Source organism: Pseudomonas sp. NPDC090752 (assembly GCF_055584805.1).
The window spans coordinates 41,895-67,418 of the sequence record NZ_JBVJLI010000013.1 but is presented as its reverse complement, the minus strand read 5'-3'; the positions used below and the strand labels follow the sequence as shown (position 1 = coordinate 67,418).

General features: G+C 61.1%; 20 protein-coding genes and 4 tRNA genes. 4 read left to right on the top strand and 20 right to left on the bottom strand.

Annotated elements, in window-relative coordinates:
• The first annotated feature begins 46 nt into the window (after positions 1 to 46).
• Positions 47 to 415, top strand: a complete 369-nt coding sequence (locus ACZ6YA_RS17995; RefSeq protein ID WP_465898446.1) for an Mpo1-like protein — start codon at positions 47 to 49, stop codon at positions 413 to 415.
• A gap of 3 nt (positions 416 to 418) precedes the next feature.
• On the opposite strand, the gene ACZ6YA_RS17990 is transcribed toward ACZ6YA_RS17995, so the two are convergent.
• The 3 genes from ACZ6YA_RS17990 to ACZ6YA_RS17980 form a co-directional block, all read right to left on the bottom strand.
• Entirely contained in the window at positions 419 to 1,216 is a 798-nt protein-coding gene (locus tag ACZ6YA_RS17990; RefSeq protein ID WP_465898445.1) for an acyl-CoA thioesterase, read from the bottom strand.
• Between the two features lie 76 nt (positions 1,217 to 1,292).
• A complete protein-coding gene (locus ACZ6YA_RS17985; RefSeq protein ID WP_465898444.1) occupies positions 1,293 to 2,072 on the bottom strand; it encodes a CHAD domain-containing protein in 780 nt (259 codons plus the stop codon).
• A gap of 14 nt (positions 2,073 to 2,086) precedes the next feature.
• Positions 2,087 to 2,365, bottom strand: a complete 279-nt coding sequence (locus ACZ6YA_RS17980) for a hypothetical protein (protein WP_346615432.1) — start codon at positions 2,363 to 2,365, stop codon at positions 2,087 to 2,089.
• A 154-nt stretch (positions 2,366 to 2,519) separates the two neighbouring features.
• On the opposite strand from ACZ6YA_RS17980, the gene ACZ6YA_RS17975 reads away from it, so the two are divergent.
• On the top strand, positions 2,520 to 3,560 hold the full coding sequence (locus ACZ6YA_RS17975; RefSeq protein ID WP_465898443.1) for a patatin-like phospholipase family protein: 1,041 nt from the start codon (positions 2,520 to 2,522) through the stop codon (positions 3,558 to 3,560).
• A gap of 153 nt (positions 3,561 to 3,713) precedes the next feature.
• On the opposite strand, the gene ACZ6YA_RS17970 is transcribed toward ACZ6YA_RS17975, so the two are convergent.
• From ACZ6YA_RS17970 to ACZ6YA_RS17920, 11 genes are all read right to left on the bottom strand, one after another.
• Positions 3,714 to 5,585 (bottom strand): SurA N-terminal domain-containing protein, encoded by a 1,872-nt coding sequence (locus tag ACZ6YA_RS17970; protein ID WP_465898442.1) that lies wholly within the window; start codon positions 5,583 to 5,585, stop codon positions 3,714 to 3,716.
• A 183-nt stretch (positions 5,586 to 5,768) separates the two neighbouring features.
• On the bottom strand, positions 5,769 to 6,041 hold the full coding sequence (gene hupB / locus ACZ6YA_RS17965; protein ID WP_054883552.1) for a nucleoid-associated protein HU-beta: 273 nt from the start codon (positions 6,039 to 6,041) through the stop codon (positions 5,769 to 5,771).
• Between the two features lie 153 nt (positions 6,042 to 6,194).
• Positions 6,195 to 8,591, bottom strand: coding sequence for an endopeptidase La (gene lon / locus ACZ6YA_RS17960; RefSeq protein ID WP_465898441.1), 2,397 nt, complete (start codon positions 8,589 to 8,591; stop codon positions 6,195 to 6,197).
• Between the two features lie 153 nt (positions 8,592 to 8,744).
• Positions 8,745 to 10,028, bottom strand: coding sequence for an ATP-dependent Clp protease ATP-binding subunit ClpX (gene clpX / locus ACZ6YA_RS17955; RefSeq protein ID WP_110744985.1), 1,284 nt, complete (start codon positions 10,026 to 10,028; stop codon positions 8,745 to 8,747).
• Positions 10,029 to 10,136: 108 nt separating this feature from the next.
• Complete coding sequence (gene clpP / locus ACZ6YA_RS17950) at positions 10,137 to 10,778, bottom strand: ATP-dependent Clp endopeptidase proteolytic subunit ClpP (RefSeq protein WP_400799566.1); 642 nt, start codon at positions 10,776 to 10,778, stop codon at positions 10,137 to 10,139.
• A 91-nt stretch (positions 10,779 to 10,869) separates the two neighbouring features.
• Positions 10,870 to 12,183 (bottom strand): trigger factor, encoded by a 1,314-nt coding sequence (tig, locus tag ACZ6YA_RS17945; RefSeq protein ID WP_465898440.1) that lies wholly within the window; start codon positions 12,181 to 12,183, stop codon positions 10,870 to 10,872.
• Between the two features lie 246 nt (positions 12,184 to 12,429).
• Positions 12,430 to 12,729, bottom strand: coding sequence for a DUF6388 family protein (locus ACZ6YA_RS17940; RefSeq protein WP_465898439.1), 300 nt, complete (start codon positions 12,727 to 12,729; stop codon positions 12,430 to 12,432).
• Positions 12,730 to 12,889: 160 nt separating this feature from the next.
• Positions 12,890 to 12,965, bottom strand: a tRNA-His gene (locus ACZ6YA_RS17935).
• A gap of 36 nt (positions 12,966 to 13,001) precedes the next feature.
• Positions 13,002 to 13,086: transfer RNA gene (locus ACZ6YA_RS17930), tRNA-Leu, on the bottom strand.
• A 53-nt stretch (positions 13,087 to 13,139) separates the two neighbouring features.
• A tRNA-His gene (locus ACZ6YA_RS17925) sits at positions 13,140 to 13,215 on the bottom strand.
• 38 nt (positions 13,216 to 13,253) lie between these two features.
• A tRNA-Arg gene (locus ACZ6YA_RS17920) sits at positions 13,254 to 13,330 on the bottom strand.
• Between the two features lie 259 nt (positions 13,331 to 13,589).
• Between ACZ6YA_RS17920 and folD the strand changes: the two genes are divergently transcribed.
• Together folD and ACZ6YA_RS17910 are read left to right on the top strand one after the other, a co-directional pair.
• The gene (gene folD / locus ACZ6YA_RS17915; RefSeq protein WP_465898438.1) at positions 13,590 to 14,444 is read left to right on the top strand and encodes a bifunctional methylenetetrahydrofolate dehydrogenase/methenyltetrahydrofolate cyclohydrolase FolD; all 855 of its coding nucleotides are present in this window, start codon (positions 13,590 to 13,592) and stop codon (positions 14,442 to 14,444) included.
• Positions 14,445 to 14,581: 137 nt separating this feature from the next.
• Complete coding sequence (locus tag ACZ6YA_RS17910; RefSeq protein WP_465898437.1) at positions 14,582 to 19,375, top strand: dermonecrotic toxin domain-containing protein; 4,794 nt, start codon at positions 14,582 to 14,584, stop codon at positions 19,373 to 19,375.
• A 62-nt stretch (positions 19,376 to 19,437) separates the two neighbouring features.
• Here ACZ6YA_RS17910 and ACZ6YA_RS17905 read toward each other — a convergent pair whose 3' ends face one another.
• From ACZ6YA_RS17905 to ACZ6YA_RS17880, 6 genes are read right to left on the bottom strand one after another with little or no spacing between them, the layout of a single operon-like run.
• Entirely contained in the window at positions 19,438 to 21,177 is a 1,740-nt protein-coding gene (locus tag ACZ6YA_RS17905; protein WP_465898436.1) for an ABC transporter substrate-binding protein, read from the bottom strand.
• Between the two features lie 38 nt (positions 21,178 to 21,215).
• Positions 21,216 to 21,488 (bottom strand): DUF2160 domain-containing protein, encoded by a 273-nt coding sequence (locus ACZ6YA_RS17900; RefSeq protein WP_465898435.1) that lies wholly within the window; start codon positions 21,486 to 21,488, stop codon positions 21,216 to 21,218.
• Positions 21,489 to 21,500: 12 nt separating this feature from the next.
• Positions 21,501 to 22,301: a carbohydrate ABC transporter permease gene (locus ACZ6YA_RS17895; RefSeq protein ID WP_465898434.1), complete on the bottom strand. Its 801-nt coding sequence runs from the start codon at positions 22,299 to 22,301 to the stop codon at positions 21,501 to 21,503.
• 3 nt (positions 22,302 to 22,304) lie between these two features.
• Entirely contained in the window at positions 22,305 to 23,168 is an 864-nt protein-coding gene (locus ACZ6YA_RS17890) for a carbohydrate ABC transporter permease (RefSeq protein ID WP_063914002.1), read from the bottom strand.
• Positions 23,165 to 24,262, bottom strand: coding sequence for an ABC transporter ATP-binding protein (locus ACZ6YA_RS17885; protein WP_465898433.1), 1,098 nt, complete (start codon positions 24,260 to 24,262; stop codon positions 23,165 to 23,167). The genes ACZ6YA_RS17890 and ACZ6YA_RS17885 overlap by 4 nt, the downstream gene beginning before the upstream one ends.
• Positions 24,262 to 25,356, bottom strand: a complete 1,095-nt coding sequence (locus tag ACZ6YA_RS17880; RefSeq protein WP_465898432.1) for an ABC transporter ATP-binding protein — start codon at positions 25,354 to 25,356, stop codon at positions 24,262 to 24,264. Before ACZ6YA_RS17880 ends, ACZ6YA_RS17885 begins: the two co-directional genes overlap by 1 nt.
• Between the last annotated feature and the right edge of the window lie 168 nt (positions 25,357 to 25,524).

Here is a 25,524-nt window from a genome sequence, read left to right as displayed (position 1 = left end):
TCACAGGGCCGCACTAAGCTTTGGGCATGACTGCGAGGAAATGCCCATGAGCAAACGACTGCCCAACTTGCCCGCCTGGCAATGGCGCGGCTACCACCACAACCACCGGCACCCGACCAACCTGGTGCTGCACCTGATTGCCGTGCCGCTGTTCATCCTCGGCGCCCTGCTGATACTGTCAGGCCTGTTCGCCCTGGACCTGGGCCAGATCGCCGTCGGCGTCATTGCCCTGATCGCAGGTTTAGGCCTGCAGCGCCAGGGCCACCGCCTGGAAGCCGAGCAGCCAGAGCCGTTCGCCAACCGCAAGGACGCCATACAGCGCCTGCTGACAGAACAGTTCATCACCTTTCCACGCTTCGTGCTCAGCGGTGCCTGGTGGCGTGCGTGGCGCGAGCGCCACAAGCATCGGCATTGAAACCTAGGCAAACACCGTGACTGTCTGCCTGCTCAATGCCAGCAATTCCCCTTCAGCCGTCCACAGGGCAGCGGCGGCATGGCCGTAACCGTCCCGGGCATGCTCGGTTTCGACGCAGTAGCGGCACCAGTCCAGCGTCGACAGTTTCGCAATTGGCTGGATGAATTCGATGGTCCAGGTCAGCGTGCTGCCTGCCGCTGGCTGCTTCAGATAAGGCATCAAGCTGGGCGGCCAGGCATCTACCAGGGCCAGCAGGTGAGATTCGTTGACCGGCTCTTCAGCCACGTCTCGCAAACGCACCCAGCCGCCCATTTGCCGTGATTGATTGCCACTGAACGGCAAACCGCCAACCGCCCAGCGCAGGGCGACATGGCGCATGAACTCCGGGGTCACGCCTTTGATGTACGGCAACTCCGGAGCCGCATCCTCGAGCGCTTTCATCTCCATGGCCGGCAGTGCCGGAACATCGACCACCGACGGCCTCCCGGCACCGAAATTACCCTGCACCAAGGTCACCACCTGGCCATCCTGCAGTGCTCGGCCAAGCAGTGTGCTGACCGCTTTACCCTCACGCAGCACTTCGACTTCGAATCGGGTGGGCACATCCGGCGCGGCCGGTGCGACGAAGCTGATTGCCAGGGAACGCACGGGGCGGTTATCGGAGAGTTTCAGGCGCATGGCCTCGTAGACCATGGCGGCCATCAGCCCGCCAAAAGCGGCGCGCCCCTGGGCCCAGTCGGCCGGGATGCTGACGGCCTCAGGGTTTTCTCGGACGGCGTCGAGCAGTTGATTGAAATTCATGGGCCGGCTCCTGCGACAGCGAAAGGTGTCAGCCAATACTATCCAGCAAGCCGCGCTCGATCAGCCCGCATATCGGTCATTTGTCAGGCTTGCGCCGCGCCAGCGCGTTATGCAGCGCCTCCAGCGTGAGATCGGACTTACGCTCCGCCTCATGCAGCTCCTGCTCCCAATCGACTTTGCAGGGTGAGAGATCCGAATGGGTTTGTGCCTGCAACAACCATTGCAAACGGTCATGCCAGTCACCCAAATCGCCCTGGGCTTTTTTCAGCAAGCGCCGTAGCGGCTTTCCGGCATGATCCAACTGAGGGTATGCCTCGTCGCCATAGCGCACCCGCTTTATCAGCAAGCGCAAGCGATGGCGATCATGGGCGGGATCCTGCAACGCGTGGTTCAACTTGCGCCACTGCTTGACCAGGCGTTTGTCGACGCGTTTACCCAACGCGCTGACCAGCCCTTCGCGCTCTGCCGCGCGCAAAAACAGCGGGAACGCATCGACGATCGTCAGCACCCTCCCCAGCTGCAGGCTGGACGCGACGCTGGCAAAGGTAGCGGTGCGCCCTTGCAGGCGCCGCTGCCCGGCGTCAGCAAAACCACGGTTGATCAACTCGGCGCCCAATACCTCACGATCACGCAGCGGTGTGGTCAGGGTACCGAGCGCCTTGGCAGCCTCTTCCAACTGCTCGACCCCAGGCAATCCTCTCAACGGCCGCAGCAGACTGCGCAGCCGCCGCACGCTGGTGCGCAGGTCATGCAATGCCTCGCTATCGGTATCGGCGGCCAGGCGTTCGCGACAGGCCAGCAGGCGTACCTGCGAGCCCAGCACCTGGGCAACTACATGGTCGAGCATGGCAGACATACAGCGCTCCTCGGTCAGCGCCCGGCGCGCGACTCACGAATGTAGAAACGCGCCTTTTCGGCTTTTTTGCTGCAACCCTCGAAGCCTTCGAACTGTTGCTGGGTCTTGGCGCCGGTCAGCAGCGACAAGGCCTTTGAATAGCTGACAGTACCGGCAAACCCTTCGGCCTTGGCCAGGTCGAGCTCCTTCCAGGCGGCATCCAGCTGCGTCGCACAGCTGTCACGGTAAGCCGTCTTGCCCGCGCAGCCGGCAAGGGCCAGGGCAATCAGAGGAAGGCAGATCCAGGCTTTCATCGGTGGTACCTCAACAGATTGAAATAGAGTGGCTGTTCGACGCGCGGGCAGCTGAAAAGTGCCGCGCCTGGCGTGTTTTGCCTAGAGTCTACATTGAAGCACAGGCAGCGCCCGGTGCATTGTAAGAGCATGCTGGCAGAGGCCGAGGAAGATCATGAGTAAACGTGTAGCACTGGTGTTGGGATCGGGCGGCGCGCGGGGCTACGCCCATATCGGCGTGATCGAGGAAATCGAGCGACGCGGCTACGACATCGCATGCATCGCCGGCTGCTCAATGGGCGCGGTGATCGGCGGTATCTACGCAGCGGGCAAACTCGAGGAGTACCGCAACTGGATCGAAAGCCTGGACTACCTGGATGTGCTGCGCCTGGTCGACGTCAGCTTCCGGCTCGGCGCCATTCGCGGCGACAAGGTATTCGGCCAGATCCGCAAGATCGTTGGCGAGATCAATATCGAGCAGCTGCGCATTCCTTACACGGCAGTGGCCACCGACCTGACCCACCAGCAGGAGATCTGGTTCCAGGAAGGTTGCCTGCACCAGGCCATGCGCGCCTCGGCGGCTATTCCGAGCCTGTTCACGCCAGTCGTGCAAGGCAACCGCATGCTGGTCGATGGCGGCATTCTCAACCCACTGCCAATCGTGCCGGTGGTTTCCAGCCACTGCGACATGATCATTGCAGTGAACCTCAACTCCACCAACCAGAAGCAGTACCAGTTGCCGGTGATCGAACGGCCTGCAGCTTTCAAGATGCGCTTCGACGCGCTGCTCAGCTCGCTGGGCTCGCGCCTGCCGTTTCGACGCAAGCCGGCCGAAGAACTGATGCGCATCGAGCAGGTGATAACCGCCGAAGGCCTGGCGCCACCCAATCCCTGGCTGGCCGATACAGCCGACCCTGTCGGCCAGCAACCGGCGGCGGCCCCGGAGAGCGAAGGCGCGCCGAAATCGGCCACCGGGTCGTTCATCATCGACAACGTCGGGCCGGCTTCGCTGCTGGACCTGATCAACCAGAGCTTCGAGGTGATGCAGACGTCGCTGGCGCAGTACAAGATCGCCGGCTACCCACCGGATGTGCTGATCAACGTGCCCAAGCGGGTGTGCCGGTTTTTCGAGTTCTACAAAGCGCCGGAGCTGATTGCGCTGGGGCGGGAGATTGCGCGCGATACGCTGGATAACTATGAGGGGGAGAAAAGGTAGGGGTGTTTCGTCAATATTGGCCTCTATTCGCGGCTAAAGCCGCTGCCACAGGAATTTCACTACCATCTGTGGGAGCTTTAGCCGCGAAGAGGCCGGTACAGGCAAAACGAAACAGGCCGCATCAAGCGGCCTGTTTCGTTAGCAGACAGTTACTCAGTAGCGTGTAATGTCCGCACTGCCTTCCAGCTGCTTGCGATAGGCCGCAAAGTCCTGCTGGCCAGCACGCGAAGCGAGGTAGCGGCGGATCTGCTGCTTCTCTTCGTCGCTGGCGGCGGCGCCTTCATTGACGCCCTTGAGCTGCAGCACGACCAGGCTGCCGTCGGCCAGGACCACGCTGCCGTACACCGGCTTGTCCTTGGCTTGCGGCTTGGCCAAGCGGAACAGCGCCTGCAGCTCGGCCGGGTCGATACCGTCCTGGCCTCGAGTGACTGCCTCGTAGGCCTTCCAGCTCTGCCCATCGTGGGCAGTACCGGCAGCAATGGAACCGTCACGCAAGCCAGCGATCAGCTTGTCCGCCTTGGTCTTGAGTTCGGCGGTCGCCTTCTCCTTGGCCAGGTGTTCGCTGATGTTCTTGGCCACGGCTTCCAGTGGCAGTTGCTCTGGCTTGCGGTGCTCCTTGACGCGCAGCACCACGGTGGTTTCCGGGTCCAGCTCGATGGCGGTGCTGTTGGCAGCCTCCTCGAGCACTTCTTCAGAGAACGCAGCCTGAACAACTGCACGGTTGGCAGTTATGCCTTCGCCACCTTCACGACCGAACGGCGCCGAGGTGTGTACCTTGAGGTTCAGGTCCTGAGCCGGCTGGGCCAGGTCGGCAGCCTCGTAGGCAGCATCCTGCAGCTGCTTGCTGGCATCGACATAGCGCTGCTCGACCAGCGGAGTCTTCAGGTCACGCGTCAGCTTGTCCTTGAGGCTGGCAAAGCTCGGCACTTCTGGTGCCTGCTTGCCCAGCAACTTGATCAGGTGGTAGCCGAACTCGGTGCGTACCGGGGCCGAAACCTGGCCGTCCTCAAGCTTGTAGAGGGCGTCCTCGAAGGCCGGGTCATACACACCTGGCCCTGCGAAACCAAGGTCGCCACCGCTGTTGGCGGAACCTGGGTCCTGGGAGAACTCTTTGGCCAGTTTGGCAAAGTCTTCTCCCTTGGCCAGACGTTGCTCGACTTCTTCGGCGCGGGCCTTGGCCTGGGCATCGTTGGTCTTATCGTTGACCTCGATGAGGATGTGCGCGGCGTGGCGCTGCTCGGCGAGGTTGGCGATGTCTTTCTCGTACTGGGCCTTGAGCTCGTCGTCGCTGACCTTGACCTGATCGAAGAACGCCGACTTTTTAAGCTCGACGTAGTCGATGACCACTTGATCGGGGGTCATGAACTCCTTGGCGTGCTGATCGTAGTGTGCCTTGACCTCGTCATCGCTGACCTTGACCGCAGCCGGGTTGGCCTTGAAGGTCATCGAGGCGAAATCGCGGGTCTGGCTTTCCAGGCGCGCGAAGGCGTCGACCTGCTTATCGGTGACAAAGCTGCTACCGGCGATACCGGTGCGCACCTGGCCGATCAGCATTTCTTCGGCGAGCATTTCGCGGAACTGCATACGGCCATAGCCCATCTGGCGAATGACCTGGTCGAAGCGGTCGGCGCTGAATTTGCCATCGACCTGGAATTCCGGCGTCTGCAGGATCACTTGGTCCAGCGCAGCCTCGGAGAAGGCGAACTTGGCGTCTTCGGCACCCTGCAGCAGCAGCTTGCGATCGATCAGCCCTTTGAGCGCGGCGTCGCGCAGCAGTTTTTCGTCCAGCAATGCCGGGTCGAAGTCCTTACCCAGCTGTTGCATCAGCTGGCGGCGCTGCATGTCGGTGGCCTGGCTCAGCTCGTTCTGGCTGATGGTCTGGCCGTTTACCTTGGCGGCATCCTGGCTATGGGTGGCGGCCTGAAAAATGGCTTCAAAGCCGGTCAACGCCATCAGTACGACGATGAGGCCGATGATGGTCTTGGCAATCCAACCTTGTGAATTGTCCCTGATATTTTGCAGCATGCGTCCCCCAGAAACGGCTGTACCACTGCGTCGACAACCGCGGAGCGTGGGTAGAATCCTGATAAAAGAAAGGCGCATCCGAGGATGCGCCTTTTCTTAGCAAACGTGTCAGGCGGGAACGTTTGCGTCCCGCCTTCAGCGTGCTCGAACCTGGCAAGGCCCGGTCCGGCTGAAAGAGACGACTTAGTTGACGGCGTCTTTCAGGCCTTTGCCAGCCTTGAAACCTGGAACCTTGGCGGCAGCGATCTTGATCGCCTTGCCAGTTTGCGGGTTGCGACCGGTGCGCTCGGCGCGCTCTTTGACCGAGAAGGTACCGAAGCCAACCAGCACGACGTCGTCGCCTGCTTTCAGGGCACCGGTCACGGAGTCGATCACAGCGTCCAGTGCTTTGCCGGCGGCAGCTTTGGAAATGTCAGCCGATACAGCGATAGCGTCAATCAGTTCCGACTTGTTCACTCGAAGTCCCCTTAATTTCTCTATTGAGTTTGTTTCTAAGTATGTAATGAAAAGCTTATGAAACGTTTACTGGGTGGCTTACTGACAATAGCGTGCCGCTTTATAGCAAGGCCCCGAAAAAACTGTCAAGGAAAGCCCCCCAGCCAAAAACTACTAATGCGTGCTGATTCTTTCCTTAGCATCGCCGTCGCGCTTCTCATCTTTCGCGACAATCTCAGGAGCCACATCTGGCAAGGGCTCCGGGGCGTATTGCAGCGCAATTTGCAGGACTTCGTCAATCCATTTGACCGGTTTGATCTGAAGATCCTGTTTGATATTTTCCGGAATCTCCTTCAGATCGCGAACATTCTCCTCCGGAATGATCACGGTCTTGATTCCGCCACGGTGCGCCGCCAGCAGTTTTTCCTTCAAACCACCAATGGCCAACACCTGGCCACGCAGGGTGATTTCACCGGTCATGGCGACGTCCGCGCGTACTGGAATCTGCGTCAGCGCGGACACCAGCGCGGTGCACATACCAATGCCGGCGCTCGGGCCGTCCTTCGGCGTGGCGCCTTCGGGCATGTGGATGTGCACGTCGTGCTTCTCATGGAAGTCGGCGGCAATCCCCAGGCTGCGAGCACGGCTGCGGACCACGGTCTGTGCGGCAGTGATCGATTCGACCATGACGTCACCCAGCGAGCCGGTCTTGATCAACTGGCCCTTGCCAGGGATGACTACCGACTCGATGGTCAGCAGCTCACCGCCCACTTGAGTCCAGGCCAGGCCTGTCACCTGGCCGATCTGATCCTGCTGCTCGGCGAGGCCGTAGCGGAACTTGCGCACGCCCAGCAGGTGTTCGAGCTGCTCGCTGGCAACCTTGACCTTGACCTGCTTCTGCCCGGTATGTTCCTTGACCACCTTGCGGCAGACCTTGGCAATCTGCCGTTCCAGGCCGCGCACACCGGCTTCGCGCGTGTAGTAACGAATGATGTCACGAATCGCCGAGACGTCGATCTCCAGCTCTTCCTTCTTCAAACCGTTGGCCTTGACCTGCTTGGGTGTCAGGTATTTGACCGCGATGTTGATCTTCTCGTCCTCGGTGTAGCCCGGCAGGCGGATGACTTCCATGCGGTCGAGCAGCGCCGGCGGGATGTTCATCGAGTTCGAGGTGCACAGGAACATCACGTCCGAGAGGTCGTAGTCGACCTCAAGGTAATGGTCGTTGAAATTGTGGTTCTGCTCGGGGTCAAGCACTTCCAGCAGCGCCGAGGCCGGGTCGCCGCGCATGTCGCTGCCCATCTTGTCGATCTCGTCGAGCAGGAACAGCGGGTTGCGCACACCCACTTTGGTCATCTTCTGGATCAGGCGGCCAGGCATCGAACCGATGTAGGTACGGCGATGGCCACGGATCTCGGCCTCGTCACGCACACCACCCAGGGCCATGCGCACGAACTTGCGGTTGGTTGCCGCGGCGATAGACTCGGCCAGGGAGGTCTTGCCCACGCCAGGCGGCCCAACCAGGCACAGCACAGGACCACGGATCTTTTTCACCCGCTTCTGCACGGCGAGGTACTCAAGGATGCGTTCCTTGACTTCTTCCAGGCCGTAATGGTCGGCATCGAGGATTTCCTCGGCCTTGGTGAGGTCCAGGCGTACCTTGCTCTGGGCCTTCCAAGGCACCTGCACCAGCCAATCGAGGTAGGAACGCACCACGGTGGCCTCAGCTGACATCGGCGACATCTGCTTGAGCTTGTTCAGCTCGGCCTGAGCCTTGGCCAATGCGTCTTTCGGCAGGCCAGCAGCTTCGATGCGCTTTTTCAGCTCCTCGACTTCGTTATGGCCTTCGTCGCCATCGCCGAGTTCTTTCTGAATGGCCTTCATCTGCTCATTCAGGTAGTACTCGCGCTGGCTGCGCTCCATCTGTTTCTTGACTCGGCCACGGATACGCTTTTCGACCTGCAACAGGTCGATTTCGCCATCCAGCATCGCCAACACGTGCTCAACACGGGTCGACAGGTCAACGATCTCGAGAATTTCCTGCTTCTGCTCGATCTTCAGCGCCATGTGCGCGGCCATGGTATCGACCAGGCGCCCAGGCTCTTCGATGCTGTTCAGCGAGGACAGCACTTCAGCGGGGACTTTCTTGCCCAGCTGCACATACTGCTCGAATTGCGACAGCAACGTGCGCACGAAGACTTCCGATTCGCGCTCGGCAGTATCGGTTTCGTCAATCAGGGAGACTTCGGCACGGGTGTGCCCTTCTACTTCGGTAAAGCGTTCGACGGCACCACGCTGCTCACCCTCGACCAGCACCTTGACGGTGCCATCGGGCAGCTTCAGCAGCTGCAGCACGGTTGCGACAGTACCGACGCGGTACAGGGCGTCTTCGCCCGGATCATCGTCGGCAGGGTTCTTCTGGGCCAGCAGCAGGATCTGCTTCTCGCCAGTCATCGCAGCCTCAAGGGCCTCGATGGACTTCTCACGCCCCACAAACAGCGGGATAACCATGTGCGGATAAACAACGACATCGCGCAATGGCAAAAGAGGCAAGTCGAGGGTGGTCTTCATGATTTCGCCTCTACAGCGGCCATAAGGCCGGAAACCGGTGGAAATGATGCTTGGACCTAATGTGGGGGCACGCTTGGGAAATTACAAGCGCTTGCGCAGGAAAAGCAGAAAGGGGCCCGTAGGCCCCTTTCTTGCTTGCTACCACTACCCAACTTAGGCGTCGGGCGCGGCCTTGGCTTGCGGCTCGCTGTTCTCGTAGATCATCAGCGGCTGCGAAGTGCCTTCGATGACGCTCTCGTCGATCACCACTTTGCTGACATCCTTCTGCGAAGGGATCTCATACATGGTGTCGAGCAGCACGCCTTCGAGGATCGAACGCAGGCCACGGGCGCCGGTTTTGCGCTCCAGAGCCTTGCGTGCGACGGCCTTGAGGGCATCGCTGCGGAACTCGAGGTCCACGCTTTCCATCTCGAATAGCTTGGCGTACTGCTTGGTGAGGGCGTTCTTCGGCTCGGTGAGGATCTGCATCAACGCAGCCTCATCCAGCTCATCGAGGGTCGCCAGCACCGGCAGGCGGCCGACAAACTCGGGGATAAGGCCAAACTTGACCAGATCGTCCGGCTCGACTTCGCGCAGCGATTCGCCGACCTTCTTGCCTTCTTCCTTGCTGCGGACTTCGGCGCCAAAACCGATCCCACCCTTGGTGGAGCGGTTCTGGATGACCTTTTCCAAGCCCGAGAAAGCGCCACCGCAGATGAACAGGATGTTGCGGGTATCAACCTGCAGAAACTCCTGTTGCGGGTGCTTGCGGCCCCCTTGCGGCGGAACGGAGGCAACAGTGCCCTCGATCAGCTTCAACAGCGCCTGCTGCACCCCTTCACCCGAAACGTCACGGGTGATCGACGGGTTGTCCGACTTGCGCGAGATCTTGTCGATCTCGTCGATGTAGACAATGCCCATCTGGGCCTTTTCCACGTCGTAGTCGCACTTCTGCAGCAGTTTCTGAATGATGTTCTCGACATCCTCACCCACGTAACCGGCTTCGGTCAGGGTGGTCGCGTCGGCAATGGTAAACGGCACGTTCAACAGGCGTGCGAGGGTTTCAGCGAGCAGCGTCTTGCCCGAGCCAGTTGGCCCGATGAGCAGGATGTTGCTCTTGCCGAGTTCGACCTCGTCACCCTTCTTGTCACGCTGATTCAGGCGCTTGTAGTGGTTGTACACCGCTACGGCGAGCACCTTCTTCGCGCGCTCCTGACCAATCACGTACTGGTCCAGGATGCCGCTGATTTCTTTCGGCGAAGGCAATTTGTGCGCGCTGCTTTCGGCCTGGGCTTCCTGCACCTCCTCTCGGATGATGTCGTTGCACAGGTCGACGCACTCGTCGCAGATAAATACCGAGGGCCCGGCAATCAGTTTGCGTACTTCGTGCTGGCTTTTGCCGCAGAAGGAGCAATAAAGCAATTTGCCGCTGTCCTCGCCGTTACGGGTGTCAGTCATTCGATCGATCCAATCCGGTAGGCTTGCAACACAAGATGAAGGCAATTGCGGGCTTTTTCAAGTCCGCAGGTAGGCGCTTTCGGCACCTACCTGCTCTGGCGCCTGGGTTCAGGAGACCAGTTGCCGCTTGTCGTATACCGAGTCGATCAGGCCGTACTCGGCCGCGCGCGAGGCGCTCATGAAGTTGTCACGCTCAGTATCACGCTGGATGGTCTCGAGGTCCTGGCCAGTGTGGTAGGCCAGCAGCTCGTTGAGACGCGCCTTGATGCTGAGGATTTCCTGGGCGTGGATCTGGATGTCGGTAGCCTGACCCTGGAAGCCGCCAAGCGGCTGGTGGATCATGACGCGCGAGTTTGGCAGGCAGTGACGCTTGCCCTTGGCACCTGCGGTCAACAGGAAGGCGCCCATGCTGCAGGCCTGGCCGATGCAGATGGTCGAGACATCCGGCTTGATGAATTGCATGGTGTCGTAGATCGACATGCCAGCAGTCACCGAGCCGCCTGGGGAGTTGATGTAGAGATGGATATCCTTGTCCGGGTTTTCCGCTTCGAGGAACAGCATCTGCGCTACGACGAGGTTGGCCATGTAGTCTTCAACCGGGCCAACCAGGAAGATCACTCGCTCCTTCAACAGGCGCGAATAGATGTCATAGGCACGTTCGCCACGGGCGGACTGCTCGATAACCATCGGGACCAGGCCGCCTGCGGCCTGGATGTCAGAGCTCTGCTGAATATAAGAATTGCGGGACATGTCCTGCGCTCACTCCCAAATAGTCATGGCTTGAATACACACAAGCCAGCGCGAAGGCTGGCTTGTGGGGGCTTCCTACGAGAAAACCGTATTACTCAGCTTCGGCAGGCGCCTGCGCTGGCTTTACTGCTTCTTCGTACGAGACCGACTTGTCGGTCACAGTCGCTTTCTGCAGAACAGTATCTACAACTTGTTCTTCCAGCACAACCGAACGCACTTCGTTCAGCTGCTGGTCGTTCTTGTAGTACCAGGAGATGACCTGCTCAGGCTCTTGGTAAGCCGAAGCCATTTCTTCGATCATCTCGCGAACCTTGGCGTCGTCCGGCTTCAGCTCGAACTGCTTGACCACCTCGGCGACGATCAGGCCCAGCACCACGCGGCGCTTGGCTTGCTCTTCGAACAGCTCGGCCGGCAGTTGCTCCGGCTTGATGTTGCCACCGAACTGCTGAACAGCCTGCACGCGCAGACGGTTGACTTCGTTTTCCAGCAGGGCTTTGGGCACTTCGATCGGGTTGGCGGCCAGCAGACCATCCATGACCTGGTTCTTCACCTTGGTCTTGATCGCCTGGCGCAGTTCACGCTCCATGTTCTTGCGAACTTCGGTGCGGAAGCCTTCCAGGGTGGACTCTTTGATGCCGAACTGAGCGAAGAACTCTTCGTTCAGCTCTGGCAGCACAGGGGCCGAAACACTGTTGACAGTGATGGTGAACTCGGCAGCTTTGCCAGCCAGGTCCAGGTTCTGGTAGTCCTCAGGGAAGGTCACGTTGACAACGCGCTCTTCGCCCGCCTTGGCGCCTACCAGGCCGTCTTCGAAACCTGGGATCATGCGACCCGAGCCCAGCACCAGCTGAGTGCCCTTGGCCGAACCACCGGCGAAGGCTTCACCGTCGATCTTGCCGACGAAGTCGATGTTGACCTGGTCGTCTTTCTCGGCAGCACGCTCGACAGCCTCGAAGCGCACGTTCTGCTTGCGCAGCACTTCCAGCATGTTGTCCAGGTCGGCGTCAGCCACTTCGGCGCTCAGGCGCTCGACGTTGATCGACTCCAGGCCGGCAACGGCGAATTCTGGGAACACTTCGAAGATGGCGACGAACTCCAGGTCCTTGCCCTTTTCGAAGGACTTCGGCTCGACAGCCGGAGCACCCGCCGGGTTCAGCTTCTGCTCGACGATGGCTTCGTAGAAGGAAGCCTGGACCAGGTCACCGAAAGCCTCTTGACGAGCATCGGCTTCGAAACGCTGGCGGATCACGCTCATCGGCACTTTGCCTGGGCGGAAGCCCGCGACTTTGGCGCGCTTGGCAGTCTGCTGCAGACGCTTGTTGACTTCGTTCTCGACGCGCTCGGCCGGAACGGCGATGGTCATGCGGCGCTCGAGAGCGGAAGTGTTTTCAACAGAAACTTGCATGGATATTCCTCGTTGCACAGACGTTAGCCGGCGATAGCCCGACTCCAGAATCAAGGGCAAGCATTCTAGTGAGTCACGCAGCAGAAGTCACCCCACTCGGGACGACGGGAAACCACGCCGGTCGATTAGCTTGCAAGGCCCGCACGGCGTGCCGCCGAGCCTGTTCATTTAAGTAGGCTGCGCAGCGCCGCCGGCGCCACGCAACCGAAATACCTTGTCAAACAACTGCAGTCCGTGAAAACACCCTTACTCGGGGTCGATTTCGTTGAACTGGCAGTATTCTTCCCACTCCAGGCCCAGTGCTTCGGCCACTTCGCGATGAGTCTCCAGGCGCATGGCCTGCAGTTGCTCAGGGCTTTCGGCGATCAGTTGCAGCGCCAACTCCCAAGGCTGAATACCCTGCTCGTCGGCTGCATCTTCGAATGCCCACTCGATCTGCTGAACCTGCTCACGGGCATCCAGCTCGCGAATCTCTTCGAGCAATTGCGGATTGGCATCAGCGAAGCGCTGCAGCGCCAACGCCTGGCGAGCTTCTTTTGCAATCATGGGGTTAATTCCTCTACCTGCCTACAGGCTGGTGTTTCAACCAGCTGAAATCTATCAGCTTTTATTGGGGTGTCACTAGAGGATTGCAAGGGCTGGAATACCCACAAACCCAAAACCAAAAAAGGCGCCCGATCTCACGACCAAGGCGCCTTCATAAATATGGGGTGGACGATGGGAATCGAACCCACGACAACCGGAATCACAATCCGGCGCTCTACCAACTGAGCTACGCCCACCATAATGCAGTGTTGCGGTACAACCTTACAGAAGCATGGTGCGGACGAAGAGACTCGAACTCTTACAGCTTGCGCCGCTGGAACCTAAATCCAGTGTGTCTACCAATTTCACCACGTCCGCGTAACGCTTAAAGCAAAGGCGCCGGATCTACATCGAGGCGCCTTTGCAGAATATGGGGTGGACGATGGGAATCGAACCCACGACAACCGGAATCACAATCCGGCGCTCTACCAACTGAGCTACGCCCACCATATCGCTTTACAGACCTACTTGACCAAGCTGCCTAATGGCGCACCCGGCAGGACTCGAACCTGCGACCATCCGCTTAGAAGGCGGATGCTCTATCCAGCTGAGCTACGGGCGCATAAGCATAAAGCCTAACCGAACGAGCAATAAACAAACCACTCATTCTGCCCGACCTCGCCAACCAGTGCTAGGCTGTGCCCGACAAGTGCGGCGAATCTTATAGACGAGCCATAAGAGCGTCAACACCTTTTTCTAAAAAATTCAAAATATTTAAGGGGTTAGAGGATTTGCCCGACCACGCGCCTTTGCCCTCGGGCCGTGTCGTGCGAGAATGCGCCCTCTTTATTGTTCCTTTCTCGATGGTTAATCACGCGTCTATGACTGCACACCTAATCGATGGCAAGGCGATCGCCGCCAACCTGCGCAAGCAGATCGCTCAACGTGTCGCGGAGCGTCGCCAGCAAGGCCTGCGCACGCCGGGCCTGGCGGTGATCCTGGTCGGCACCGACCCCGCCTCCCAAGTCTATGTCTCGCACAAGCGCAAGGACTGCGAAGAGGTCGGCTTCATTTCGCAGGCCTTCGACCTGCCCAGTGACACCACGCAGCAGGCCCTGACCGAGCTGATCGACCGTCTCAACGACGACCCGGCTGTCGACGGCATCCTCCTGCAACTGCCGCTGCCGGCGCACCTCGATGCCTCGCTGCTGCTCGAGCGCATTCGTCCGGACAAGGACGTCGACGGTTTCCACCCGTACAACATCGGCCGCCTGGCCCAGCGCATCCCCCTGCTGCGCCCGTGCACGCCGAAAGGCATCATGACCTTGCTGGAAAGCACCGGTCAGGACCTGTACGGCATGGACGCAGTGATCGTCGGCGCCTCCAACATCGTTGGCCGGCCGATGGCGATGGAGCTGCTGCTCGCCGGGTGCACCGTGACTGTATGCCATCGCTTCACCAAGGACCTGGCTGGCCACGTCGGGCGTGCCGACCTGGTGGTCGTTGCCGCCGGCAAGCCGGGGTTGGTCAAGGGTGAGTGGATTAAGGAAGGTGCCATCGTCATCGATGTCGGCATCAACCGTCAGGATGACGGCAAGCTGGTCGGCGACGTGACCTACGAGACCGCCCTGCCGCGCGCTGGCTGGATCACGCCGGTGCCAGGTGGCGTAGGGCCGATGACCCGGGCATGCCTGCTGGAAAACACGCTGTATGCGGCAGAAGAGCTGCACGGGTAATACCCAGCGCGGTTAGCATGAACGGCACCTCTGGCAGGTGCCGTTTTCTTTTCCGTGGGCTGGGTAGTTTCCTGCTACCACCGCAGCCTCTCGCGACACACTAGCCTGGCGGCCTTTCTCTTAAAGGACTGCCGCCCATGCCCTACAATCTCCCCCCCGTCAGCGCGCTCGTCGATGCTCGTCTACCCACCTGGCTGCGCCGAGCCACGCGCAGCGAAATCGCCAAGCTAGAGCAACGCGTTCTCGCCAGCCAGCGAGCTGCTCTCCAGGTACGCAACCAACTGGCGAACGTTGCACCGCTGGAAACCTTTGGCAAACAACTGCTCGAAGCGGCACTGCCGCAATGGTACCCCGCGCAGGCGCTACCTTCTGCCGAGCAAGGTTGGCTGTGGGACAGCGCACAGAAGCGCGACATGAGTTGGCTTGAGGCGGCCCTGCTCAATTACCCCGCGGGCACCGAGGTACGCCTGGCGCAGTCGCGTCATGGCCATTTACTGCCGGTCGATGGCAAACCGTTCGTCGACGGCGTACGCACGCTCGACATCGGCGGACGCTACCAACAGCAGTTGCACCACCACTACGATAACGACAACTTCCGTGCACTGCTCGCTGCACACGACCGCACGGCGTTTGCAACAGAGTTGGTCATCGCCGACCTGCGCGGCCTGCTCGATCCCAGCCGTGTCGCACTGGGCGAGGCGCTGACCAGCAAACCGACAACTCTGCAATGCAATGCACTACGCATATTTGGCACAGTGATACATGGTCCCCTGCTAGTACGGCCGCAACCTCAGGGCCGCGAGCAAGCCTGCCTGCTTTACTTGCCGGGCGATGCAACACCACTTCGGGGCTATCCGACCGCCCAACATGCAGCACAAGCGCTCACCCGGCTGCTGCGCAACGAACGCTTTCGCACGAGCTTCAGCAGGTATCTGGCGGAGGTGGACAAGCCGAGATTCTTCCAGCGCCTGGGCGAAACGCTATTCCCACGTTATCCGTACCGCCAACTTCAGCCTGAGACACCGGTGCTCAAAAAAGGAGACACGGTCAGCTGGATCGAACGGATGTTCCCCCCAGTCGGTGCAATCTGGCAGGAGACGCTCGACAACAATGCGCGCCTACCCATGGAGCTGGTGGAGTGGACAGGCGACTGCTTCGCGGCGCGCGCCAGGCTCTCGGTGCGAAAAATGCTGGCGGATGCCCGGTCACTCGCGGTGCCCACGGCTCAACGCGATGCCGAAACATTGCAGGCGCAAATCGAGCACTGGCTCAGCGTGGGGTTGACCGTCCTCAATCTAGCCAGTTTGCCAGTGGAAATACTGCAATTGCCCATGCTGATCGTCGGTGGGGCGCAGTTGGTTGGCGAGTTCCTGGACGGCGTCCATGCGGCCAATGACGCCAACGCCGATGCGGCCCTGCAGCATTTGTTCGCCATCATCCAGAGCCTGGTTCAGTTCGCTGCGATAGGCGCCGCCAGTGGTTTCAGCGAGCCACCAGGGGCCCTGAACGACTGGCTGGCGGTAAAGAGTTCATCAGGTACCCGACTGTGGAGCGGCGATATCACGCCTTTTGCGCGTACGCCCCCCTGGCCTGAGGGGACGCCCCTGCCTGCAAGCGGGTTACATAACTGGGCTGCGAACGACTGGGTTCATTCGGGTGACCAGGCCTTCATGCTGGAACGCACGGGCGAAGGCGGCTGGCGCTTGCAAGCCGCACCCGGTATCCGCCACCAACCCAGGTTGCGCGGCAGCAATGGGCAGGGCGCCTGGTTGCTTGAACATGAGAGGCCTACCAGTTGGGATACCCCCACACTGGTGCGCAGGCTCGGGCCAGCCGCCGAGGGGCTGGATGACACCACCTTGTTGCGCGCCTTGAGTGCGAGCGGCTATGACGCCAGCCTGTTGCGCCGCCTGCATGCAGAACACCTGCCTGCGCCTGCCCTGCTGCTGGACATCCTGGAGGCATACGGCGCGCGCCAAGGCCTTGCGCCACGTCCCTCGCTGCCGGGAGACGCCATACTGGCCCGAGACTTCCCCGGACTGAGCGCGCGGGCACGCTGGCAAATCCTGTATGAGGCCAAGCGCATAGACCTGCAAGTCCTCAAGGAGCGGGACCGGCTACCGTTGAGCATTGCCGAATCGGCCCGTTTGTATCAGCGCGAGGCAAGAATCAATGAGGCGCTACAAGCGTTCCATCAAGGTCAGACCGAGCATTCGGACCGCGATATTGTCACGCTTGCCCTCGCCCCCCGACTGAACGGCTGGGACCCGGCTCTCAGGCTCGAACTGCGTCACCGATGGGAAGAGGGTCAGTTACTGGCGTCAGGCGGCCCTGACCGAGCGCCTGCAATCACGGTGGTGCGTGATGCCCAGGGTTACCGCCCCGTGCAGAACGGCACAGTATCGATAGACCGGGTTGACGTGTTCCACGCCCTGTATGACGCATTGCCGGCCGACCTACGCACGCGTCTTGGCCTCGCGGGGCGCACCCCAGAGGCTCTGCGCGATGCGCTGTTCGCGCTGGCCTGCGGAAACCGCGACGAGGTGGCCCGTGCCTTGGGGATGGCGCGACTGCGCAGGCTGGTCACGCTTCCCAGCCGTCTTGAAGACGGCAGGATGGGCTACCTGCTGAGCGGTAGAGGGCCAGGCCGGTTGCCCGAGGATGAAATGTTCGATCGTCTTTACCCCAATGACCCGCACAATGACCGCGAGCAACTACGCCAGCGCCTGCGCGACCAGGCCGGCAACAGCCCCGGCGCATTTGCGCGTTTGCTCCAGGCCCGCCAGGCGGACTTCGAACGCCTTGAAGACAACCTGCGCACCTGGCTGGATGCTACGGCCCATGACCCGGTCGAAACATTCGACCTGCGTCGCACCGCCCGCAGTGATGCAGCACAGCGCATACGGCGTGCCTGGCGCGGCCAGAACAGCTCACACGCCGCAGGCACCACTGGCCTGTACTCGCTGGAATTAGACGCTGAACATCTGGCGGAGCTTCCTGTCCTGACAACGCCTCTGGAACAGGTACGCAGGCTTGAAGTCACTCACCTTCAGTCGCCAGACGAAAGCAACCTCAACACGTTCGTGCAGGCCTTTCCCAACCTTCGTCATCTCACGCTGGCCCACGACCGGCTCAACGACCTGCCGCTGGCGCTCGGCGAACTCCGCGAACTGCGCTCGCTCGACCTCACTGGCAATCGACTGCACATCAATACCGAACAGAACCTCGGGGTGCTGACTCGGTTGTCGAGGCTCGAGCGACTGCTGCTGACCAGTTGCGTCCAGGATATGGAGGCTTCTAGCCTGCAGCGGCTGTCATCCCTGCAGAACCTGTGGCTGCTGGTGGCAGACGAAAACTATCTCGCCTGGGGCGCGGAGCATTTCCAGGCCCTGCAGCAGTGGCCATCCCTGCGCCACCTGAGCCTGGCGCTGAACCACATCACCCTCACCGAACCCAGCCGCGCGGCCCTGAACGGCCTCAACCGCCTGCAGACGCTGTTCATGGCCGACAACCCCCTCGAACTCGCGCCGGACCTTACGGGCTGGCGGCAATTGCGCCGCTTGGACCTGGAAGACACCGCCCTGACCGACTGGCCCACGGGTTTGGAGGCATTGCTGCAGAGGCGCCCCTTGCAACTACGCGAACTTGATCTCAGCAGCAACTTGCTGACCAATGCCCCTGACCTGAGCTCAAGCGCATTCGCCGAGGCCCTGCGCGCAGGCGAAGAAATTGAATACAACCTCAATTACAACCCGTTTTCCCAACAGGCGTTGCAACACTTGGCCGGTGCCGGCCTGACAGCGACCGAAACCCAGCCGGAATGGAACGCCTGGCACCCGGACTGGCCTGAAAGCCTGCAGTTTCACGTCGCTGAAACCGATCAAGACCCGCATTGGCAGCCCCTGTACAGCCTGTTCGAACGTCTGCAGAGTACGCCCGACTACATCCGTCACCCGCTCGCCATGAATCGTCGCATGCAACATGTTCTGAGCACCATCGCAGGCCTGGAACCCGGGCTTCGGGACGTTCCAGGCTGGGGGCGCGCGGCCTTGCAGCAACAGGTCAACGACCTGCTGCAAGATGCCGGACAGCAGTGTGTCGACCAGGCCGAGCTGTTGTTCCAGCAGGTCGAGACTCAGACCACGGTATGGCGCAGCGTGGCGAGCTCAAGCGTGGATGTCGATGACGCGCAGGTAGCGATCGACACCGCTACCTCGCTGCTTCGCCAGCAGCGCCTGGATTTGCGCGTCGGCGAACTTTTCAATGCCCGGGCGGCCAGACGCCGGGCGCTCGCCGCCATGCAGGATCCGGTGACAGACACCCCTGCACCGGCACTGGATGCGGATGATGACTTGGGCGACGCGCAACTGACCCACCCAGACTTTCTGCTCGACGAGGTGGAAATGATACTGGACGCCCGAATGCGACTCAGGCAGCGCCTGGCCCTGCCCTCGCAGCCCGAGCAGATCATGTTCGGTCACCTGGCGCAGCTGTCGCCCGACACGCTGGACCGTTTGGCATCGGGCGTCGAAAAGTACGCCGACACCGAACATCTTGCCGCATGGGCAACCGAGCAGGCCTTCTGGCAAGCTTGGATGAGGCGTTTGTACAGTGAACGTTTTACCGCGCTGGCCAATCAATGGGCGGGGGCATCCGAGTACTTCGATGCCTTTAGTGAATCAGGACCTGCCGGCATCGCCCATAGCGGCCCGCCAGTACCGGCGCTGTTCATCGATGCACTGCAAGCGGCCCAGCCTGAGATTGCCTGGCGCCACGATGGCGTCCTGCAGCGGGTCGACCTGGTATCGGGACGCTATCCCGACGAGCAGGCCTTCTATATTGACGCGTCTCGCCTGCTGTTGCAGACCCGCACACGGGCCGAAGCGGCGCTGATTGCCCAGTTGACTCAATTGACCTTGAAGCGGGCCTGACCACTCCGGCACGTTCAGCCTTGGCCGCGTCAGTCCAAAGCGGCCAAGGTGCTACCCGCGGATCACTTGCGCGCCGCCTCCCACGACTTCAACAGTTCGTCGTAGCTGACGGTCTCGCCCTTGGGCTTCTCGTTGGCCAGCTTCGGCTTCGGCGCACCCGGTTGGTCGAACCAGTACTGCGCATCCTTCTCCGGGTTGAGCTTCGGCGCACAGGTGGCCTGGGCATTGGAGCGCTGCAGCCGCTCCATCATCCGGTCCTGGTCGCGGGCCAGACCGTCCAGCGCTTCCTGCGGAGTTTTCTCGCCACTGGCCACTTCGGCGATATGGCTCCACCACAACTGCGCCAACCGTGGATAGTCAGGTACATTCGTGCCGGTCGGGGTCCATTGCACCCGTGCCGGGCTGCGATAGAACTCCACCAGACCGCCAAGTTTAGGTGCCAGGTCGGTCATGGCCTGGGAGTTGATGTCCGACTCGCGGATCGGCGTCAGGCCAACGATGGTCTTCTTCAACGATACGGTCTTGGAGGTGACGAACTGCGCGTACAGCCAGGCGGCCAAGCGCTGCTTCTCGGGGGTCGACTTGAAGAAGGTCCAGGACCCGGTGTCCTGGTAACCGAGCTTCATCCCCTCCTCCCAGTAAGGCCCCTTGGGCGACGGTGCCATGCGCCATTTCGGCGTGCCGTCGGCATTGACCACCGGCAAGCCCGGCTTGGTCATGTCGGCGGTGAAGGCGGTGTACCAGAAAATTTGCTGGGCTATGTTGCCCTGCGCCGGGACTGGGCCGGCCTCGGAGAAGGTCATGCCCTGCGCTTCCTTGGGTGCATAGGCGCGCATCCAATCGACGTACTTCTGCGTGGCATACACGGCTGCCGGGCCGTTGGTATCACCACCACGGGTCACGCTGGACCCTACCGGGTGGCAATCCTCCACGCGGATGCCCCACTCATCCACCGGCAGGCCATTGGGCAGCCCCTTGTCGCCGCCGCCGGCCATGGAGAACCAGGCATCGGTGAAGCGCCAGCCCAGCGAAGGGTCCTTCTTGCCGTAGTCCATATGGCCGTAGACCCGCTTGCCGTCGATCTCCTTGACGTCTTCTGTGAAGAACTTGGCGATGTCCTCGTAAGCCGACCAGTTCACCGGCACGCCTAGCTCGTACCCGTACTTCTCCTTGAATTTGGCCTTGAGTTCGGGCCGCTCGAACCAGTCGGCGCGGAACCAGTAGAGGTTGGCGAACTGCTGGTCAGGCAGCTGATAGACCTTGCCGTCCGGTGCGGTGGTGAAGGAAATGCCGATGAAGTCCTTCAGGTCCAGGGTCGGTGAGGTGTAGGCCTTGCCTTCATTGGCCATCAGGTCGGTGATCGACTCCACCTTGCCATAGCGAAAATGCGTACCGATCAGGTCGGAATCGTTGACCCAACCGTCATAGATATTCTTGTCCGACTGCATCTGCGTCTGCAGCTTTTCCACCACATCGCCTTCCTGCAGCAGGTCGTGGGTCAGCTGAATGCCGGTGATTTCGCTGAAAGCCTTGGCCAGCACTTTGGACTCGTATTCATGGGTGGTGATGGTTTCCGACACCACGTTGATCTTCATCCCGCGAAACGGCTCGGCCGCCTTGATGAACCACTCAAGCTCGGCCAGTTGCTGCTCGGGCGTCAGGGTCGAGGGCTTGAACTCGCTGCCGATCCATTTTTTCGCCGCATCCTGGTATTGATCGGCCCATGCCGTGCCCTGTACGCCGGCCAGCACCAGCAACGCGGCCAGGGTCAAATGTCGCCGATTGTGTTTGTTATGGAACATTGTGATCTCCCGATTGAGTTATTCCCCGGAGCCGTTGCTCAGCCCCAGCGCAGCACCACCACGAGCCAGCCCAGCGACAGCAGCGAGGCCATCCACAACGGCCAGTCGCTGACGCCGACCACCAGCAGGTGCAGGTAGGCGCTGACCAACAGGCCGATGAACAACCGGTCGCCACGGCTGGTGACGATCGGCAGGAAGCCGCGCCGCTCCACGCAGGGGCGGCGCAGTTCGAACAGGGTCATGCACAACAGCAGTACTCCGACGGCGGCGAAGAACAGCGCCGTGGGCAAGGTCCAGGCCATCCATTCCATGCGTAACCCCCCTTACACCCGGCCAAGGGCAAAGCCCTTGGCCACATGGTTGCGGACGAACCAGATCACCAGCATGCCCGGCAGTATGGTCAGCACCCCGGCCGCCGCCAGCACGCCCCAGTCGATCCCCGAGGCGGACACCGTGCGGGTCATCACGGCTGCAATCGGCTTGGCGTTCACCGACGTCAGGGTGCGCGCCAGCAGTAACTCGACCCACGAAAACATGAAGCAGAAAAATGCCGTGACGCCGATGCCGGAGCCAATCAGCGGAATGAAGATCTTCACGAAGAATCGCGGGAAGCTGTAGCCATCGATGTATGCGGTTTCGTCGATCTCCTTCGGCACTCCCGACATGAACCCTTCGAGAATCCACACCGCCAACGGCACGTTGAACAGGCAATGGGCCAGGGCCACGGCGATGTGGGTATCGAACAGCCCGATGGACGAGTACAGCTGGAAGAATGGCAGCAGGAACACCGCTGGCGGTGCCATGCGGTTGGTCAACAGCCAGAAGAACAGGTGACGGTCACCGAGAAAGCGATAACGCGAGAAGGCATAGGCCGCCGGCAACGCCACCAGCAGCGAAATCAGCGTGTTCAAACACACGTAGTACAGCGAGTTAATGTAACCGTTGTACCAGCTGGCATCGGTGAAGATCACCCGGTAGTTGTCAAGGGTGAACGCCTGCGGCCACAGGGTCAGGCCGCCGAGTATTTCACTGTTGCTCTTGAACGACATGTTCAGCAGCCAGTAGATCGGCACCAGCAAAAAGAAGAAGTACAGCAGCAGGACCAGCGTCTTTCGCGTGCTCATGGCCTAGTCCTTGTCGGCGTGGGTCATGGCGGTATAGAACAGCCACGACACCAGCAGGATGATCAGGAAGTACACCAGCGAAAACGCCGCCGCCGGCCCCAGGTCGAACTGCCCCACGGCCATGCGCGTGAGGGTCTGGCTGAGGAACGTGGTGGCGTTGCCGGGCCCGCCGCCGGTGAGCACGAACGGCTCGGTGTAGATCATGAAGCTGTCCATGAAGCGCAGCATCACCGCGATCAGCAGCACGTTCTTCAGCTTGGGCAACTGAATGTGCCGGAACACCGCCCAGGCCGAAGCACGGTCGATGCGCGCGGCCTGGTAGTACACGTCGGGGATGGCACGCAGGCCCGAGTAGCACAGCAGTGCCACCAATGAGGTCCAGTGCCAGACATCCATCACCAGCACCGTCAGCCAAGCATCGAATGGGTCGCCCGCGTAGTTGTAGCTGACCCCGAGCTTGGCCAACGTGGCGCCGAGCAGGCCGATATCGGCACGACCGAAGATCTGCCAGATGGTGCCGACCACGTTCCACGGGATCAGCAACGGGATGGCCATGACGATCAGGCACACCGAGGCCATGCGTCCCTTGGTCGGCATGGTCAGGGCAATGGCGATACCCAAAGGGATTTCAATCAGCAGCACGCAAGCGGAATAGATGAACTGGCGCAGCAATGCGTCGTGCAGCGCCGGGTCGCGCAGCACCTGGCGGTACCAGTCGGCACCGACGAAGTAGCGGTTGGACTGGTCGAAAATATCCTGCACCGAGTAGTTGACCACGGTCATCATCGGCACCACGGCACTGAAGGCCACCAGCAGGAACACCGGCAGCACCAGCCACCAGGCCTTGTTGTTCGGCACCTTGTTCATGCTCCGGCCTCCAGCAGCACGTCATCGACATACAGCATCAGCCACTGCGTCGGCAGGCTGACCCAAGCCTGCCCCGCCGGCACAGCTCGGTCCTCGCCCAGGCGCGCCTTGAGCGAAATACCGCCGAGCATCAGGGTGACGATTCGGTAGGTGCCCAGGTCCTCGATATCCAGCACCTGCGCCGGGTACGTATCATCGAAAGGGCTGTCCCACAGTTGTACGAACTCCGGGCGGATCCCCACTTGCAGGCGCCCGCCCCCGGTTGCCGCCAGCCGCTCGCGCAAGCCCTCGGGCAAGGGCAGGTGAATATCGCCGAAGGCCACGCCTTGCACCTCGGCGCGCACGTCGATCAGGTTCATCCCGAGGCTACCGATGAAGTAGCCGACGAAGGTATGCCGCGGCCGCTCGAACAACTCGCGCGGGGTGCCGAACTGGACGATGCGCCCCCCGTGCATCACCGCGATCTTGTCGGCGAAGGTGGAGGCCTCCAGCTGATCGTGGGTGACGTAGATCATGGTGATGTTGAACTGCTCGTGGATCTGCTTGAGCTTGCGCCGCAACTTCCACTTCAGGTGCGGGTCGATCACCGTCAACGGCTCATCGAACAGGATCGCCGACACATCGTCGCGCACCAGGCCACGGCCCATGGAGACTTTCTGTTTTTCGTCGGCGCTGAGGTTGCGTGCCTTCTTCTTCAACACGGCGGACAGGTCGAGCACCTCGGCGATTTCCTCCACCCGGCTGCGCACGCGGCCCTCGTCCAGGCCTTGGTTGCGCAAGGGGAACGCCAGGTTGTCGAACACCGTCATGGTGTCGTACACCACCGGAAACTGGAACACCTGGGCGATGTTTCGCTGTTGCGGCGTCAGGTCGTTGACCGGCTTGCCGTCGAACAGGACCTGGCCATGGGACGGCGTCAGCAGGCCCGAGATGATATTGAGCAAGGTCGACTTGCCACACCCCGAAGGCCCGAGCAACGCATAGGCACCGCCCTGCTCCCAGACGTGTTCCAGCTCATGCAGGGCGTAGTCGCCCTCGGCGCTGGGCTGCCGGCTGTAGCTGTGCGCCAGTTGGCGCAAACGAATCTCGGCCATCAGGTACTCCTCGCCTGACGCAGGCCTGGTGCCTGCACCAGTGCCCCGGCGCTGTCGAAGATGAACAGCTTGTGGGTGGGGATGAACACCCGGATCGGCGTGTCCACCTGATACTCGTGCACTCCCGGCAAATGCAGGACCATCCGCCAGTGTTCGTTACGTACGTGCAGGAAGGTCTCCGAACCACTGATTTCAGCCAATTCCACCAGCACCGCCAGTTCCAGGTCATCGTCGTGGGTCGGCACCAGGGTTATGTGGCTTGGGCGCACACCGAAGCGGTAGTCGCCATCGCCCAAGCGCTGCAGGTCGGCATTGCGGGCAAAGTGCACGGCCTGAGCCAGGCTCACCTCGTTGCCGTTGATGCGCCCGGGCACCAGGTTGATCGGCGGCTCGGAAAACAGCTCGGCGGCCAGCACGCTGCAGGGTCGCTGGTACACCTCGGCAGTGGGGCCGCTCTGGATGATGCAACCCTCATGCAGGATCGTTGTGGTGCCGCCCAGGGCCAGCGCTTCGTTGGGTTCGGTAGTGGCATACACAGCGATGCAGTTGCGTGCCGCGAACAGCTCGCGCAACTCCTGGCGCAACTCTTCGCGCAGCTTGTAATCAAGGTTGACCAGCGGCTCGTCGAACAGGATCAACCCGGCATCCTTGACCAGCGCCCGGGCCATTGCCGTGCGCTGCTGCTGGCCACCGGACAGTTCCAGCGGCAAGCGTTGCAGGTAGGGTTCGATGCGCAGCATCTCGGCGGTTTCCTGTACCCGCCTGCGAATTTCCGCATCGCCCAGACGTGCCTGGCGCAACGGTGAGGCGATGTTCTCGAAGACGCTCAGGGTCGGGTAATTGATGAATTGCTGATAAACCATCGACACGTTGCGCCGGCGTACCGGCACACCCGTGACGTCCTCCCCTGCCATCAGCACGCGCCCACCGTCCGGGCGATCTAACCCGGCCATCAGGCGCATCAGGCTGGTCTTGCCAGCCAGTGTCCGGCCCAGCAGCACATTGAACGAACCGGGCTCGAAACGCAGAGACGCATCGATGATCCAGGCCTGGCCATCGACGCTGCGGCTGACCTGCTCCAACACCAGGGACATGGCGTGGCCTTCTTGTGATTGTTGTGCGCCAGCCACAGCCAGTTCCGTGCCAGTTGCTCGCCGAGGCTCTGGTGTGGGGCTTCAACGGTGCACACCCGCTCCCGCCCCGTTCGCAACTGGACAGTTTCGCTGAACACTTGAACAGCTGCCGGTTTGACAATGAACAAC